This is a genomic window from Nocardia sp. CA-135398 (assembly GCF_050955845.1).
Taxonomy (GTDB): domain Bacteria; phylum Actinomycetota; class Actinomycetes; order Mycobacteriales; family Mycobacteriaceae; genus Nocardia.
In genome coordinates this window covers 383,632-399,300 of the sequence record NZ_CP192084.1, presented here as the reverse complement: position 1 = coordinate 399,300, position 15,669 = coordinate 383,632, and the positions used below count along the sequence as shown (strand labels likewise).

The window sequence follows — 15,669 nt, the reverse complement described above, 5'->3', positions numbered from 1 at the left end:
ACGCGGCCGACGACACAGCTACGCGACTTGGTCCCAGGCGGCCAGCCAGGTGTTGCACTGGGATGTCCAGTCGGTCTTGTAGCCCTGCGCGAACCCGTCCCCCGCGTTCTGCCCCGTGCCGTGATCGCGCGCATCACCCTGCTTATCGCCGCGCCCGTAGGTGTCCTGCGTGGCACGAGCCCCTTGTGCGTCGAAATAGGCGTACGGCGGGCTGCGTCATCTACTCACGACACCGAGCTGGCCGACGCGGTGAAGGTATTGCACTGTGCCGCACGGTCTTTGTCCACCCCGATCTCGAACCATGTGCCGCCGTTCGCCGCGGTCCCGTGATCGCGCATATCGCCACGCTGGTCGCCGCGGCCGTGCGCGTCGCGGCGCGCGAGGGTGATCTGCGCCGTAGTCAGCGAACCGCCGTTGGCCGACGAGCCGAGGTACATGCCGTCGAAGCAGTTGGCCTGCAACTCGATTCGGCGCGAGAGTTCCAGACCCCTGTCGCTGCGCACGCCCGCGTCGACACGATCGCTATTGGCTTTACGCAGGATTCCCGCCATGGCCTGCACATGGTGACCGTACTCGTGGGCGAAGACCGACAGGTAGACGATCCAGTTGTCCTTGAACAGATCGGTCTGCAACTGACTGATCGGCATGTAGATCGTCTTGTTCGCCGGGCAGTAGAACGCGGCGAAATTACTGGTGGAGCCGGTGCACGGCGTGGTGATGCCGTCCGTGGTCGCGCTGACATTCAGCGTCGGCGACTGGAATGGCAGATTCTTCTGTGCCAGTACGGGTTTCCACGCCGATTCCAGGCAAGCCGCGGCGGTCTCGAAGAACTTGCGCGCGGTGTCCACCTGGGTGCTCCACGGCGAGTACGAGCACTTCGCCGGGATCAGTGTGGTGTTCTGATCGGTCAGTAGCGGGTTGGTGCCGGTCTCGGATACGCCACCGTTCGAATCCGGCGTGTAGGTCATGCTCGCGCCGGGTCCCGACGAGGTGCTGCTCTGCCTGCCGTGCGAAATCGCGCCGCGCACAAGACCACCCGCGACCACGAACACAATGATCAGCAGCAGTGCGATCCATCCACCGCCACCGTTCTTGCGCCGCTGCGGTGGACGTCCGGGCGGACCGTAGGGCATCGGCGCGCGCTGGCCGTATCCGGGCGCTGGATAACCGGGCTGGCCGTAGCCCTGCGGCGCACCATAACCCGGTTGGCCGTAACCGGGCGGATAACCATGCTGGTGACCATATCCGGGCCGAGCATAGGGAGGCTGCCCCGGCGCGGGACGGTATACGGGCTGCCCGTATGGCGAACCGGGACGCGGCGGAACCGGTTGTCCACCAGGCGGAACCGGACCATAGCCGTACGGTGGTTGGGTCACGTCCCCCGTACCCCCTCGTCTCGATGATCGCCGACCGTGTTGAATTCGCGGCGCTCCCGGGGCCCTTCGTGGTTACGCTGCGCTTCCGCCTGGCGGCCCGTCGCGCGCGCCGGGCTGCTGACGCAGCTTAGCAACTTGTCTAGAGTAGGCAGCCATGCTGACTTTACGGGGGGGCGCCGCGAGCGCGCTGCTTCTCGCCGCCGCGGGAATGCTGGCCGCCGCACCGGTTGCCCACACGGAGCCCGCAACCGATGGCGTCGATATTGTCGCCGATCTGAAACTCAGCCGCGAGGGTGTGCTCGAGGTCACCGAGAAGGTGACCGTCCCCGCCGACAGCGCCTTCAAAATGACTCTGCCACTGCGCCTCAAGGTCGGCGACGGTGTCGAACGCGTCTTCAAGGTCACCGATATCGATACCAAGGGCACCGGTACCGCGACGGTCGCCAACGATCTGTTCACCATCGACGCCAAGCCGGGCGAATCGACCTTCACCTACACGATCCACAATACGGTCAGCGACGCGCCGGGCACCCAGGTCTTCCGCTGGCTCGGCACCATCAATGCCGATGTCGCTTCGATCGACGCATCCCTGATCAGCCCCAGCTACGAGATGGGCGTGGTGGATTGCAAACTGGGGCCGCCCGGCAATCTGCGGCAATGCTCGGATCTGCAGATCGAGGCCGACGGTGTGCTCTACTGGCGCCAGACCGACCTGCGCAAGGGCGACAATATCGACCTGACATTGCAGATGCCGCCGGGCACTGTGCCCGCCAACGCCGATATCCGCGACAACAGCGAGGCGGGCGCCTTTTCCTTCACGACTCCGGTGCTCGTCGCGTTCGGTGTGCTGCTGCTCGCGCTGGCCGCCATGGCCGCGTACGTGTTCAAGACCAGACGGGAAAATGCCTCCGCCGCAACGGGTTCGGAGACGATCGACCCGCTGCTGCGGGACGGGAAGCAGGTCCAGTTCACCTCTCCGGACGGCATCCTGCCCGGCGAGGCGGGTGTATTGCTCGATGAACATGCCGACCCGAGCGATATCGCCGCGACGGTGATCGATCTCGCCGTGCGCCGCTACATCTGGATCACGCCCGTCAGCGATAGCGATTGGCGCATCGACCGGGTGAACGCCCCCGATGACCAACTGCGCGATTACGAGAAGGCTGTCTATCGCGCACTCTTGCCGGACGGCACCGATTCGGTGACCGTCGGTGAATTGCGCGCGCCGGGCCGGGTGCAGTCCCAGCCGGTGCGCAGCGCGATGCTCACCGATGCGGTCGAGCGCGGCGCCTTCATCGATCGGGCCCGCGTCGGCCTGCCGATCCTGTTGGGCGGGGCGCTGATCGTCGGCGGTATCGCGGCGACCATCGCCTTGGCGCTCACCTCGGGCAGCGCACTGGTCGGCGTCGCGATCCTGCTCGCCGGTGTCGCGACCGTGCTGCTGCCACGATTCCTACCGGTCCGCACGGCACACGGCCGCGAGCTCGTCGGCCGGATCCGCGCACTGCAGCGCGGCCTCGACGCGACCACCCGCGACCAGATCCCACCCGCCGACCAGGAATTGGTCTTCTCCAGAGCACTGCCGTTCATGGTGATCGGCGGACGCGCCGACAACTGGATCCGTGCCTTCCGCGACCTGAACCTCGCCGCCGACTCGCAACCCGGCCTCTACTGGTTCGGCACCTACGAACGCGACCGCAACCTGCAACGCTTCGCCGGCCACTTCCCCTACTTCATCACCGCGCTCGAAGCGCTCTTCGCCTGAGCCGGTGGCCGTCGATCGGCCTATTCCGAGTCGATAGGTCGACAGCCACGTGACGTGCCTGCACAGCCAGGAACACGCTCGTCGCGAAGGACGGCCCCGCGATCAAAGGCCACCGGTATCGGCCGAGCTACGGAATACAGTCGCGGAATACCTGGGGGCACAACGCGATCGACCGGCCACCCGAGACATCTCGGTGGCCGGTCGATCGTGCTCGGCGATCAGTCGTTCAGTGCGGTGCGGCGGATGGCGGAGAGCGGATCGGCGTAGATGGCGCTCAGCGAGGTGACCACCGCGGCGAATTCCTGCACCTTGCCGCCGAATCCGCTGATGCGGATATCGGTCGGTGCGAGTTGGGAGGATTGGGTGAAGGCGCGGGCTACGTGGGCGACCGCGGGGCGGTAGCCGGTGAAGGCCTGGCCGCCGAGGATCACCCGGTCCGGATTGAGCATGTCCCGGACCATCGCCACGGTGTGGCCGAGGATGGTGGCGCGCTCGGCGAGCAGCTCCTGCGCATCCGCCGCACCCGCCTCGGCGGCGCGGTACAGGTCGGCGATGGTGCTGCCGCCGGTGCCCTTGTGCGCCGGAATGATCCCGCGCCCAACGGCTCTGGCATGCAGCGACCGATCACCGACGGTCACCTCTAGGCAGCCGCGCCGTCCGCAGGTGCATTCCACATCGGAGCCGGTCGGGAAGTGCGCGATCGAACCGGGACCGCTGCTCGGCGTATGCACCCGGCCGTCCAAAGTCACCGCGATACCAGCGGTTTCGCGAACATAGAAGTAAAGGCTGCTGCCCGGACCACCGGTCCCGCGCGGCTCACCGGTCGGCAAGAGCAGCTCCGAGGCGGCCATCGCCTCGACGTGCGGCGCCACCGAAACCGGCAGCTCCAGCACCTCGCCGAGCACCGAACCGACCTGCGCCCCTTGCCAAGCCAGCTTGGGATGGTCGACGATACCGGTCGCGGGATCGACGCGGCCACCGATCGCCACACCGGCCCAGAGCGGTTTGCGCCGATGCCAGCGTTGCAGGAAGGCCTTGGCGCTGCGCGCGACGGTCGTTGTCGCGAAGTCCTGACCGGTCTGCGGCGTCGCGATGGCCAGCCCGCCGAGAATGCGCCCGCGCAGATCGGCCGCGACGATCTTGGTGACCGCGGCGCCGATGTGGATGCCGAGGGTCAGGTAGGCCTCGTGGTCGATTTCGAACGGCACCCGCGGACGTCCGACCGCACCCGATGCGGTCAGGTCGGGCCGCTCCCGCAGCAAGCCGGCGGCCAACAGTGCGGAAACCTGGCGGTTCACCGTCGCGATACTCAAACCCGTTGTGCGCGCGGCATTGTCACGGGAGACGGGGCCGCCGGTCGCGGCGCGCAGCACGGCTGCCGCCGGATTGTCGGCGATGCGGAACTCCGGCGCGACGACGGGGCGCTGGACACGGACACGACCGGTGACGACCCTGGAGCCGGATCGATCAAGGGTGGGAAGGGACATATGAAGATTCCTTGCTGAAGTCCCGTACCACGGGACGTGCCTACAGTGCGGCGGCGGGGCAGCGCACGAGCCGAAAGAGCGGCTCAGCTGCAGCAGGAACAACACAGTTCGCGAGTCAACGGCAGTCGCAGACCCAGTGCGGCGGTCACGTAGGTGACCCGCAGTGCGGTCGGACGGCTCGAAGACATGGGATCAAAGTTAACATCGAAATCGCCGCGCACCAAGCCCTGTCGGCAAGGCGGGAACTCCTCGAATGCGTGGTTCGTTCCGAAATCCTTGGCGCGCACCGGGTTCCGACCAAATGTGGCCCAAAGCACGGTTTGTCCGAAAAGCCGAATGGGGGCCGCCACTTCGGCGACCCCCATGGGGTGACTGGCTCGCCCGATCCCGGGCTATTCGGTTACGCCGCTTCCGCGACCAACTGACGACGGGCCAGCAGTGCGGTGGCCGAGGCGATCAGCCCGACCAGCGCGACCACGGTGACCAGGTACAGGCCCGGACGGTACTGCGCGATGCTGGTGGCGGCGCCACCGCTGATCAGGCCGGTGACCACGGCGAGCACCACCGCGCCACCGATCTGACCTGAGGTCTGCACCAGTCCCGAGGCCAATCCCTGCTCGTGGTCGGCGATGCCCTCGGTGGCCTGCACCATGACCGAGGAGAAGCCGAGTGCGAAGCCGAGGCCGAGCAGCAGGAACGCGGGCAGGTAGTCCACGACGTAGGTCGGGTCGGCGCTACCGCCGAAGGAGATGAACCAGACGTACCCGATCACGAACGAGGTCATCGAGGCGATGATCATCGGCGTGGTGCCATAGCGGTCGATCAGCTTGCCCGCGACCGGCGACAGGATCGCCACGATGATGCCCGTAGGCGCCAGTGCCAGCGCCATCTTCAGCGGCTCCCAGCCCAGGGTGTTCTGCAGGTACAGCGACACGATCGTCTGGAAGCTGATGTAGGAGCCGAAGATGGCCAGCGCGGCCAGATTCGCCCGGACGATCGACTTCACCTTGAAGATGCTCAGCCGCACCAGCGGGTGCGCCACCTTGTTCTCCACCACGAAGAACGCGCTCAGCAGGGCAACGGCGATGATCGCGGTCGCGACAACCGTTGCGGTGAGGCCCTTTTCGGGTGCGGTGACGATGGTGTAGACGGCGGCCAGCATGCCACCGGTCAGCAGTGCGGCACCGGCGAAGTCGACGCGACCCTGCTCCTTCTCGATATTGCGCGGAACCACGAAGTAGGCGGTGACCACCACGGCCGCGACGACCAGCACCGGGACGTAGAAGGTCAGTCGCCAGTCGATGCCGGTGAGCAGACCCGAGACGATCAGCCCGGAGGCGTAACCGGTGGCGCCGAAGACCGTGAAGATCGACAGTGCGCGGTTGCGGTCGTGACCTTCCTTGAAGGTGGTGGTGATGATCGAGAGTGCGGCGGGTGCGGTGAATGCGGCGGCCACGCCCTTGATGATGCGGCTGGCGATCAGCAGCGCACCGTCATCGACCAGACCGCCCGCGAGTGAGGCGAGTCCGAAAACCACCAGGGCCGTGAGGAATACCTGCCGACGGCCGAGCAGATCGGCGGCTCGACCGCCGAGCAGCAGCAGGCCGCCGTAGCCGAGGATGTAGCCGTTGACGATCCATTGCAGGCTCTCGGTGTCGAGTCCCAGTTCGGATCCGATGGACGGGAGGGCGACGCCGACCATCGAGACGTCGAGTGCGTCGAGGAACATCGCCAGACCGGCGACGAAAAGCACGGCCCACAACTTCGGGCTCCACCTGCCCGGCGTGTGTTCGGTAGGTGCGGCGGTCCGGGTATCGGATGCGGTAGCTGTCATAGTCACGTTCGGTAATTTAGATGCACACGCATTAAATGTCAACGCAAGTAATGTGCGCGCATGAAAGACCTGGTCATGATCTTGCGGAGAGCGCAACAAGGCCCCACCCAGCTACTGGGTGGGGCCTGTGGCGATGGCGACAGTGGTGAGATCAGCCGGGGTAGACGTAATGCTTGGGACCGAAGTGGCCGGTTCCGCTGGAGCCCGCGTACGGCAGGTCGAGCGGTGCGATACCCAGCTTGTGCGGGTTGCCGTCGAGATCCGCTTGCCAGCAATCCTGCTGCACACCATGGAAACTGGTGCAAACGATCCGGGTGCTGGTACCGAACGGTGAGGTCAACCGGTTCCGCTCGGAAAACGGATTCCAGTAGTCGGGATCGGATCGGACCACGAAGTCCTTGGTCTCATAAACCTGGAATGCGCCGCCGCCGTCCGAGGGCCAGTCGTCGGCAGCGGCAGGACCCGCGCCGATCAGCAGGGTGGCACCGGCCATTGCGAACAGTGGGACGACCCGTAGAACACGCTCGAGCCCGAAGTCCATCACTATCCCCTTCCGCTTCCAGAGTCTCTGACAGCCTGAGCATGCTAGCCGGATACGGCCCCGTCTTCCCGGACACAAGAAGGCCCCGCCCAGTCGAGAGGTACTGGGCGGGGCCTGTTTCCGTGGCGACGGTGGGGCCACGGATGCCGTAGGAGCTACTTGGCCGGGACGAACGGCTGGTTGACGGTGGTGAAGTACTGGATCGCCGCACCGATCGCGACCGGCGCGGTCACGAAGATCTGACCGGCCAGGGTGCCGAGCGCACCGACAGCGATGATGCCGCCGAGGCAGCCGATGGCCGCGGCCGGAATGAACGGACCGAACAGACCGACAATGGTCGCCGAGGCGACCGTGGCACCGGCGATACCGCCGAGCACGCAGCCCGCCGCACCGCCGATGAGACCGCCGACCAGCGTGCCGATGGTGGCCGCCGCCGAGATGGTGCTGGTCAGGCGGGTCCAGGCCGCGACCTCACGGTCGTATTCGGTCTTCCACGGCGCCTTGTCCTCATAGGGCAGCGCGACCGGCTGGTAAACCGCGTGCTCGCGATCGATCTGCGGGGTCAGTGTCGCGGTGCGATCGGAAATCTGTGCGGCGATAGGGAATTCGAAGTCATCGATCTTGAACCGCAACGGGGTGCCCGCGAGCACCGTACCGTCGGCCGCCTTGATCTCGAAGACATCATCCTCGACTACCAGCGAACCCGCGTCGGTTTTGATGATCGATGAATCGTTTACCGCTTCCGCGGTGAAATTTATTGCGCTGTCATCGCTTTCGGCGGCGGCCGGGGACGCGCCGGAGGTGCCCGCGGCCACTCCGGTAGCCATGGTCACCAGCGCCGCGACGACGGCGAGCTTCCTCATCCTCATGTACTGCAGTCCCTCATCTAGGTGTTGCTATCGAGGGAAAAGCATCGAGGAGAACTCGGTCGGGCACGAGGGAAAAATGCACCCAGATTCGAATAGGCAAATCCGGAGCGATCTCAGGACTTCTTGGCCGCGGCCTTCATCTGCTTCTTGAAAGCCCGTACTTCCAGAAGGGATTCGCCGTCGACGATATCGGCGGCCGAGCGACGCGAGCCCGCTTCGGAGTAGGCGCCTGCCGCCGCCTCCCATCCCTTCGGCCGCACGCCGAGCTGCTTGCCGAGCAGTGCGAGGAAGATCCTGGCCTTCTGATCGCCGTAGCCGGGCAGGTCCTTCAAACGGCGCAATACCTCTTTGCCGTCCGGATCGCCCTGGGTCCAGATGCGGTCGGTCTTGCCGTCGTAGTGCTCGACCACATACCGCGCGAGTTCCTGGGTGCGGCGGGCCATGGACCGACCGTAGCGATGAATGGCGGGCGGGGTCGCGCACAGTTCTTCGAATGCCTCGGTATCGGCGTCGGCGATCCGCTGGATATCGAAGCCGTCCATGCGGTCGGCGATCTTCTTCGGTCCGCGGAAGGCGTGTTCGAGCGGGAACTGCTGATCGAGCAGCATGCCGGTCAACAGCGCGAAGGAATCCTCGGAAAGGAGTTTGTCCGCCTCCGGCTCCTGGGCGAGACACAGCTTGACAGTCGCGGACTTCGCTTTGGCCACGGGACTTCCTTTCGCTGGTACCGGACTTCTCCGATCATCTCATTCGGCACCGTCAGGTGGTCCAGTCCACCCGGATCGGTGGTATGACCGAATCGTGACCGAACTCACAGACCTGCCGTGCGATGCGGTCCGCGCCGAAGTAGGCTCAGCGCCATGCCTCAGACGACGGCAATACCAAGAGACGGAATCGGGCCCATGAATATGCAGGGGTTGCGCCCGGATCGCTTCGACAGCGCGGGCCAGGATCAGTTGGTAGACGTGCGGGATCTGCAGGCAGCGCTGCCGGGCATCCGCCGACTGCGCACCTGGGCGCATGACGCATTGGCGCTGCAGCCCGGCGAGAGTGCGGTCGATATCGGGTCGGGGACCGGCTCGGAGGCCATCGCCTTCGCGGATGCGGTCGGGCCGACCGGCACCGCGATCGGCGTCGAACCCGATCCGCAGCTACTCACCTCCGCCGAACGCCGCGCGCTGCAGGCCGGTTCGACCGCGAAATTCCATTCCGGCGACGCCTATGGGCTGCCGTTCGGCGCGAACAGCTTCGACGTCGCCCTCTGCGAACGGGTGTTTCAACACCTGACCGCACCGAATCGCGCCGCCGACGAGATCGCCCGTGTGCTCAGGCCCGGCGGGCGGGTCGTGGTGGTGGACAGCGACTGGGGCACGGCGATCGTGCATCCCGGCGACCGGCAGGTGGTCCGCGAGGTCGTCGACACCTTGATCGCCGCCACAACCAACCCGTTCTCCGGCCGCAGGCTACCCGGGCTGCTGACCAAGGCGGGTCTGGTGATCGACGACGTCTGCTCGCACGCCCTGGTACAGGACCGGACCGTCGGCGCGGGCGCGCTGGTCAACCGCATCTCGGCCATGGCGGTCGCGCGTGGTTCCATCACCGAGGCGCAGCGCGATCAGCTCATCGCGGATCTGGAACGGGCCGCCGAAACCGGCGACATCCACCTATCGGTGACCATGTTCGCCGTGCTGGCGCACAAACCCCGCTGATCGTGGCCGTCGACGTTTCGACCGAAGCGGTGATCGAGCGTCCGCGGACGCAGGTCGCCGCATTCGCGGGCGATCCGTCGAACGCGCCACAGTGGTACGCCAATATCGACCGCATCGAATGGCGGACCGAGCCGCCACTGCGAGTCGGATCGCGCATGGAATTCGTCGCGCGGTTCCTCGGCAGGCAACTCGTCTATACCTATGAAGTAATCGAGTACACGCCCGGCGAACGACTGGTAATGCGCACCGCCGAGGGCCCGTTCCCGATGCAGACGACCTACACATGGGCCGACGACGGACCGGACCGCACCCGAATGATCCTGCGCAACACCGGAACACCCAGCGGATTCGGCAAGGTGGCCGCACCACTCATGGAGGCCGCGATGCGGCGGGCCAATCGCGCCGATCTGGCCCGGTTGCGGGCCCTGCTGGAGGCTTGAAATACGTTGGGCGCGTATCGAATCGATACGCGCCCAACGTTTATTTGCCGACTATTTCTGCAGCAGCTTCTCGGTGGCCGCGAGCAGTACGCAGGTGGCCAGACCGTCCATTGCCTTCTCCAGTTCCGGCAGCTGCGGGAAGCTGGGGGCGATGCGGATGTTCTTGTCCTCCGGGTCATTTCGGTACGGGAAGGCCGAACCGGCGGCGGTCAGCGCGATGCCCGCATCCTTGGCCAGCGCGATCACCCTGGCCGCGGTGCCCTCCAGGACATCGAGGCTGATGAAGTAGCCGCCCTTCGGCTCGGTCCAGGACGCCACCTTGGACGCGCCGAGCCGATCCTCCAGAATCTTCAGCACCAGTGCGAATTTCGGTTCGAGGATGGCGCGATGCTTCTGCATATGCGCGCGCACACCATCGGCGTCCTTGAAGAATCGCAGGTGGCGAAGTTGGTTGATCTTGTCCGGGCCGATGCTCTTCCTCGCGGCGTGCTCGAGGTACCAGTTCAGGTTCGGCGTGGACGCACCGAGGAAGCTCACTCCCGCACCGGCGAAGGTGATCTTCGAGGTGGAGGCGAAAACGATGGGGCGGTTGGGATTTCCGGCCGCGGCGGCCATACCGAGCACGTCGAGCACGGGTGCGGCGGTATCGGTCAGCGGGTGCACCGCGTAGGCGTTGTCCCAGAACAGGCGGAAGTCCGGCGCCGCGGTCGGCATCGAAATCAACTCCTGGACAACCTCTTCGGAGAAGACGACGCCGGTCGGGTTGGAGTAGTTCGGCACCGCCCACAGACCCTTGATCTGCGGATCATCGGCCACCAGTTCGGCAATGGCGTGCACATCCGGTCCGTCGTGATCGATCGGAATCGGAATCATCTCGAAGCCGAGCGCCTCGGTGATCGCGAAATGCCGGTCGTAGCCGGGGCTCGGACACAGGAACTTCAGTTTCGGCTCGGCTACCCAGCGACGCTCGGAATCCGGTGTGCCATACAGCAATGCGTAGCTGATCACATCGTGCATCAGCTCGAGGCTGGCGTTATTGCCCGCGATCAGGTTCTCGACCGGAATGCCGAGCAGCTCGCCGAAGATCGCGCGCAATTCCGGGAGACCGTGCAGCCCACCGTAGTTGCGGCAGTCGGTGCCGGTGCCGTCCTTGAAATCGCCGGGACCGGGCAGGGTGAGCAGTTCCGCGGAGAGGTCGAGTTGTTCCGGCGAAGGTTTACCCCTGGTCAGGTCCAGCGTGAGCTTCTCGGTCTTGAGCGTCGCGTAATTCGCGGTCTGGGTCTCGTGTTCGGACACGAGCTCCGGGGGGCTCATCAAACCGATCTGCGTTTGCCGGGGCATCCTGGGCAGCCTTTCGAAGCAGCGAAGGGGCGATTGACGTCCGAACCGATGTGCCGCGGTCGGACCGTTGATCCAGCCGAGCGCGTTCGACGTCCGGCGGACCGTGTTCACGTTACCCGGCGGTTGCTCCGAATTGGAGTGAATATAGGGGACCCCGCGCACCCGGCAGAGCCCGTTGACCCTTGCTGCCTTCCGGCCCTGGGGGAGTTCACAGGATGCGCGCCGCGCGGGATCCGTTTGCCAGTGTAGCTGGGATCTCCGAGGAAGATCACCACGGGGTGGGACAGAACGGGGTCAAAAGGGACCAGCCAGGGTCAAAAAGGCGACCGAACAGCCACTTTCATCCACCTGACCAGCCCCATTTGGCAACCGGCCGGGGGCACCCGGTATGCTCCTGCACGGAGGATTCGCCTAGTGGCCTATGGCGCTCGCCTGGAACGCGGGTTGGGTTAACGCCCTCAGGGGTTCAAATCCCCTATCCTCCGCCACGGCAAACGCCCCTGATTAAGCCATCTCGGCTGATCAGGGGCGTTTGCTTTTGATTTCTAGCCATACTGGCAATGCTCGGCACGTTGATTGTCGCGACGACCCACCGATATCGGCGATGGCCGACTCGCGCCTCAACCCTCGTGCCCCTTCGACACGCCGTGGCGGATGGGCAGCTGGATAGAGGTCCTGCCCCGTGAGTCCGGCTCGACCGTCGGGGCGAGGGCGACGTAGTGGAAGCAGCAGACCGACCCCACTGCGGAATCAATCCACTTCCCTGGCGGGCGCGGCCCAATACGCAACAATAGGTTGCGCATCGCCCGGAGTGCGGCTATGGTCATACGCAACCAATGGTTGCGTATCGGACCGGAAAATCAATCACCTGGAGAACACCTATGAGTGCATTGCTGCTCGAAGACAAGAACGCTGTGATCTACGGGGGCGGGGGCGCTATCGGCGGCGCTGTCGCCCAGGTATTCGCCCGGGAGGGCGCACGGGTCTTCCTCGCCGGGCGGACGCAGGCGAAGCTCGACGCCGTCGCGCGTGATATCGCCGCGGCGGGCGGAACAGTCGAGACCGCACAGGTCGACGTTCTCGATCAGCAGGCGGTCGACAAGCACGTCGCCGCGATCGCGGCGATGGCTGGCGGCATCGACATCGCCCTCAACGCGGTGAGCGTCATGCACGACCAGGGGACGCCACTGGCGGACCTCTCGCTGGAGGAGTTCATGCGGCCGATCGACGGTTTTCTGCGGGCGCTGTTCATCACCAGCAAGGCGGTGGCACCACACATGGGTCGCGAGCGTCCTGGCGTCATCCTGACTTTGTCCGAGCCGGGCGCCAAGCTGGCTACCGGCGGCATCTTGGGTCACGGCGTGAGCGCGGCAGGCAAGGAGGCATTCTCGCGGCTCCTGGCCGCGGAGCTGGCACCAAGCAACATCCGGGTCATCGACCTTCGCCCACACGCCGTGGTCGATGCGCCAGCAGCGGGCTCCTACACCAAGGACCTCTTCAAGCAGCTCGCGGCAGCGGGCGGGCAGTCGGTCCAGGAATTCCTCGAAGACGGGCTCGCGCAAGGAACGCTCCTGAAGAGGTTGCCCACCCTCGCTCAGATCGCGGAGACGGCCGCGTTCCTGGCCTCGGATCGTGCGGGAGCCATGACCGGAACGATCGCCAATCTGTCCGGCGGCGCATTGGTGGACTGAGCTTCGGTTCGGCGTCTCACTTAAGGAGAAAAGGTGCCCACAATCATTGACAAGTCGGTTTTGATCACTGGTGCGAACCGCGGGATCGGACGTGCTCTCGTCGAAGAGGCCCTGCAGCAAGGCGCGAAACGCGTATACGCAGGCACACGCCAGCCGCTCGCCCACCGCGACGCACGCGTCACACCAGTGCCGCTCGACGTGACAGACCCCGCGCACCTGCGCCGGGCAGTCGAGCACATAGATTCGCTGGATCTGCTCGTAAACAACGCCGCCGCAGGGAGTTACGACGACCTCGGCGACCGTGCCGAGATCGAAAAGGTCATGGCGGTCAATCTCTACGGAACCCACGCCGTAACCCGGGCGTTCCTCCCCACCCTTCTCAAATCTCGCGGCGCCATTGTCAATATCTTGTCACTGGCGGCGATCGCACCGGTGCCGGTAACCCCGGCTTATTCGATCTCCAAAGCCGCAACGCTTTCGCTGTCCATCGCGCAGCGCATGCTCCTGAGGGAGCAAGGTGTGACGGTACACATCGTGTTTCCCGGCCCCGTCGACACGGACATGTCCCGCGACATCGACGTTCCCAAAGCGACCCCTGAAGCCGTCGCCCGCGCAATCTTGACCGGAGTCGCTAACGGAGACGAAGAAATCTTTCCCGACCCCATGTCGGAGGCCATCGCGCAAACCTGGCAATCCGGGGTCACAAAGCAGTTGGAGCCCCAGTTCGCAGAGCTCTTGACCGAGAGCCCGCGAGTCGCTGAAGCCCGTTGACCACGTCAACACCTGGGCCTGACGTCTGTACCGTCAGCAGCGCCGAAACAGCTTGAACTGCAACGAAACTGGCTGGAAGCAGAGTTCGCCTGGGGCGATAGGGGTTCAAATCCTCTGTCCTTCGCCATAACAGCAGGTCAGGTTCGTTCGCGCGAATCTGCCCTGCTGTTTTGTATGGCCCGGGTCAGGTCGCAGCTCGGGTGGCGCAGTCGAATACCTCGTTCAGTGCATCGCGTAGCAGGTTCGCGTAGGCATCGATGTCCGGTAGCGCCGCGGTGTCCGCGTGGATCGAGACCGTGACGGTGTCGCCGAGGCCGTGTACGCCGTGGGTGAGGTGCATGACCGAGCCTATTGCGGGGAAGCCGCCGGTGAAGCGGACGGGTGCGCCGCCGAAGGTCAGGTCGGCGGGGCCGCGGTGGACGCTGGAGACCACGGTATGTCCGGCGATGGAGTCCGGGACGATGTCGAGCGGGTAGCGCTCGATGTCACGGCGTAGTAGTCGGGCGGGGGTGACGGCGGTGACGCGGTCCTGTGCGGTCAGCAGTGGATGCCGGGCGCGGGTGCGGCGATCGGCGAGTGCGGCGGCGATCTTGTTCGCGCGGGTCAACACATCCGGTTCATCGATGAACAGGTCGACGCCGAGGCTGCGGTAGTTATTGCGAGCCGCTATCCGATTGTCGGACAACGCCATCGGCACCTGCGCGCCGAGACGGTCCACTCGTTCACCTCGCGCCGTGAGGTGGCGATCGAGTGCGATCGACACGGCGGTCAGTGCGACCACGGTCACGGTGTGGCCCGGGATGCGCATCCGTTCGGCATCGCAAACGATCATCCGCACCTGATGAGCGTGCTGTTTTGTGGGATCACTGCGGTTCACCGAACTCGGCGTGAAACTGGGACCCGGCCGCGGTAGCCTTCCCGCACTGGTCGATTCGGCCAACTCCTGCTGCGCCCGAAATGCCTGATACCCACGAATCGCCGTGCGCGCGAACTGAATCGGCATCCGAAGCAGCGCCAGCATCGAATGCACATGTATGGGATCCACCGGCGCCGCTTCGATAGCTGCCGCACCGAGGCGGGCGGTTTGCGCAGCAACCCTGCGAGCAACCGATCGGCGCGACGCAGCTACCGAGTCAGCACCGACACCCACGACGCCGTCTCCATGCGCCGCAACATCGGCACTGGTCACAGCCTCGGCGATCCCCTCGGCCCGGTCGGCCCGAGCAACCGGTGACCGCCGTGTCAGCGACTCACCCCCCGCAACCGGCTCAGCCGCACCGACTTCGGAAAACAACGCTCTGGCGATCTGCGCACCCCGCCGCCCATCCGCCAACGCATGCGACATCTGCAGCACGACCACCATCGCCGGTCCAGTACCCCCCGGCGCACCGAGGACACCACGGAACACATGCAACCGCCATGGCCGCACCGCGGCATCCACCCCGGTGCCGAGCAGTTTGCCGAGCACCGTCCACACACCCGGCCAATCCGGTTCCGGAAGGATATGTTCCATAAATTGCTCGGCACTGAATTCACACCGAACCCATGCCGGATAGTCCAGATCTGCGGGCAGCTCGCGCAGCCGGACCGACAGATCGGCAATGTCGGCACTGCGGCGCGCGACGAACTCGCGCAGTTGCGCACCGGAATGGCCGGAATCGTCGAAGCAATACAGCATGAAGAGGTCATTTCGGGTACGGCCGGACAGCCAGTACATCGTCGCGTCCTGGGCGGCCACCGTAGTCACGACTCGACGATATGACACCGGTAACCGGAGATACCGGGCAGCATCGAGAAACTGAATGATCTTGTTCCACATTGCGGTTCCGGGAAACCTATCGATTC

At 65.4% G+C, this 15,669-nt stretch carries 13 protein-coding genes, 1 tRNA gene and 1 other RNA gene; 6 read left to right on the top strand and 9 right to left on the bottom strand.

Annotated elements, in window-relative coordinates:
* Positions 1-224: 224 nt before the first annotated feature.
* The gene (locus ACQP1T_RS01790) at positions 225-1,376 is read right to left on the bottom strand and encodes a neutral zinc metallopeptidase (protein WP_433758199.1); all 1,152 of its coding nucleotides are present in this window, start codon (positions 1,374-1,376) and stop codon (positions 225-227) included.
* A 154-nt stretch (positions 1,377-1,530) separates the two neighbouring features.
* On the opposite strand from ACQP1T_RS01790, the gene ACQP1T_RS01785 reads away from it, so the two are divergent.
* Positions 1,531-3,141, top strand: coding sequence for a DUF2207 family protein (locus ACQP1T_RS01785; RefSeq protein WP_433758197.1), 1,611 nt, complete (start codon positions 1,531-1,533; stop codon positions 3,139-3,141).
* 218 nt (positions 3,142-3,359) lie between these two features.
* On the opposite strand, the gene ACQP1T_RS01780 is transcribed toward ACQP1T_RS01785, so the two are convergent.
* From ACQP1T_RS01780 to ACQP1T_RS01760, 5 genes are all read right to left on the bottom strand, one after another.
* Positions 3,360-4,628, bottom strand: a complete 1,269-nt coding sequence (locus ACQP1T_RS01780; protein ID WP_433758196.1) for an ROK family protein — start codon at positions 4,626-4,628, stop codon at positions 3,360-3,362.
* A 400-nt stretch (positions 4,629-5,028) separates the two neighbouring features.
* Entirely contained in the window at positions 5,029-6,462 is a 1,434-nt protein-coding gene (locus ACQP1T_RS01775) for an MFS transporter (protein WP_433761928.1), read from the bottom strand.
* A gap of 151 nt (positions 6,463-6,613) precedes the next feature.
* Positions 6,614-7,003 (bottom strand): hypothetical protein, encoded by a 390-nt coding sequence (locus tag ACQP1T_RS01770; protein ID WP_433758195.1) that lies wholly within the window; start codon positions 7,001-7,003, stop codon positions 6,614-6,616.
* Between the two features lie 155 nt (positions 7,004-7,158).
* Entirely contained in the window at positions 7,159-7,872 is a 714-nt protein-coding gene (locus ACQP1T_RS01765) for a hypothetical protein (protein ID WP_433758194.1), read from the bottom strand.
* 113 nt (positions 7,873-7,985) lie between these two features.
* Positions 7,986-8,579, bottom strand: a complete 594-nt coding sequence (locus tag ACQP1T_RS01760; RefSeq protein ID WP_433758193.1) for an HhH-GPD-type base excision DNA repair protein — start codon at positions 8,577-8,579, stop codon at positions 7,986-7,988.
* Between the two features lie 195 nt (positions 8,580-8,774).
* Here ACQP1T_RS01760 and ACQP1T_RS01755 point away from each other — a divergent pair, with 195 nt between their 5' ends.
* Both ACQP1T_RS01755 and ACQP1T_RS01750 read left to right on the top strand, forming a co-directional pair.
* Complete coding sequence (locus ACQP1T_RS01755; protein ID WP_433758192.1) at positions 8,775-9,581, top strand: methyltransferase domain-containing protein; 807 nt, start codon at positions 8,775-8,777, stop codon at positions 9,579-9,581.
* A 2-nt stretch (positions 9,582-9,583) separates the two neighbouring features.
* Positions 9,584-10,021 (top strand): SRPBCC family protein, encoded by a 438-nt coding sequence (locus ACQP1T_RS01750; RefSeq protein WP_433758191.1) that lies wholly within the window; start codon positions 9,584-9,586, stop codon positions 10,019-10,021.
* Positions 10,022-10,072: 51 nt separating this feature from the next.
* On the opposite strand, the gene ACQP1T_RS01745 is transcribed toward ACQP1T_RS01750, so the two are convergent.
* A complete protein-coding gene (locus tag ACQP1T_RS01745) occupies positions 10,073-11,362 on the bottom strand; it encodes an aminotransferase class I/II-fold pyridoxal phosphate-dependent enzyme (RefSeq protein WP_433758189.1) in 1,290 nt (429 codons plus the stop codon).
* Between the two features lie 143 nt (positions 11,363-11,505).
* Positions 11,506-11,600, bottom strand: an RNA gene (gene ffs / locus ACQP1T_RS01740) — signal recognition particle sRNA small type.
* A gap of 162 nt (positions 11,601-11,762) precedes the next feature.
* Here ffs and ACQP1T_RS01735 point away from each other — a divergent pair.
* The 3 genes from ACQP1T_RS01735 (at position 11,763) to ACQP1T_RS01725 (ending at position 13,824) form a co-directional block, all read left to right on the top strand.
* Positions 11,763-11,850 (top strand) — tRNA-Ser (locus tag ACQP1T_RS01735).
* A 393-nt stretch (positions 11,851-12,243) separates the two neighbouring features.
* Complete coding sequence (locus ACQP1T_RS01730; protein WP_433758188.1) at positions 12,244-13,053, top strand: SDR family NAD(P)-dependent oxidoreductase; 810 nt, start codon at positions 12,244-12,246, stop codon at positions 13,051-13,053.
* A gap of 33 nt (positions 13,054-13,086) precedes the next feature.
* Complete coding sequence (locus tag ACQP1T_RS01725; protein WP_433758187.1) at positions 13,087-13,824, top strand: SDR family NAD(P)-dependent oxidoreductase; 738 nt, start codon at positions 13,087-13,089, stop codon at positions 13,822-13,824.
* Positions 13,825-14,008: 184 nt separating this feature from the next.
* Here ACQP1T_RS01725 and ACQP1T_RS01720 read toward each other — a convergent pair whose 3' ends face one another.
* On the bottom strand, positions 14,009-15,571 hold the full coding sequence (locus ACQP1T_RS01720) for a wax ester/triacylglycerol synthase domain-containing protein (protein ID WP_433758186.1): 1,563 nt from the start codon (positions 15,569-15,571) through the stop codon (positions 14,009-14,011).
* Positions 15,572-15,669: the final 98 nt, after the last annotated feature.

What these genes read in the sequence shown, in the direction of transcription:
- ACQP1T_RS01785 (WP_433758197.1), top strand. Translation starts at nt 1,531, where the DNA reads ATGCTGACTTTACGGGGGGGCGCCGCGAGCGCGCTGCTTCTCGCCGCC.
- ACQP1T_RS01780 (WP_433758196.1), bottom strand. Translation starts at nt 4,628, where the DNA reads ATGTCCCTTCCCACCCTTGATCGATCCGGCTCCAGGGTCGTCACCGGT.
- ACQP1T_RS01775 (WP_433761928.1), bottom strand. Translation starts at nt 6,462, where the DNA reads ATGACAGCTACCGCATCCGATACCCGGACCGCCGCACCTACCGAACAC.
- ACQP1T_RS01770 (WP_433758195.1), bottom strand. Translation starts at nt 7,003, where the DNA reads ATGGACTTCGGGCTCGAGCGTGTTCTACGGGTCGTCCCACTGTTCGCA.
- ACQP1T_RS01765 (WP_433758194.1), bottom strand. Translation starts at nt 7,872, where the DNA reads ATGAGGATGAGGAAGCTCGCCGTCGTCGCGGCGCTGGTGACCATGGCT.
- ACQP1T_RS01755 (WP_433758192.1), top strand. Translation starts at nt 8,775, where the DNA reads ATGAATATGCAGGGGTTGCGCCCGGATCGCTTCGACAGCGCGGGCCAG.
- ACQP1T_RS01745 (WP_433758189.1), bottom strand. Translation starts at nt 11,362, where the DNA reads ATGCCCCGGCAAACGCAGATCGGTTTGATGAGCCCCCCGGAGCTCGTG.
- ACQP1T_RS01730 (WP_433758188.1), top strand. Translation starts at nt 12,244, where the DNA reads ATGAGTGCATTGCTGCTCGAAGACAAGAACGCTGTGATCTACGGGGGC.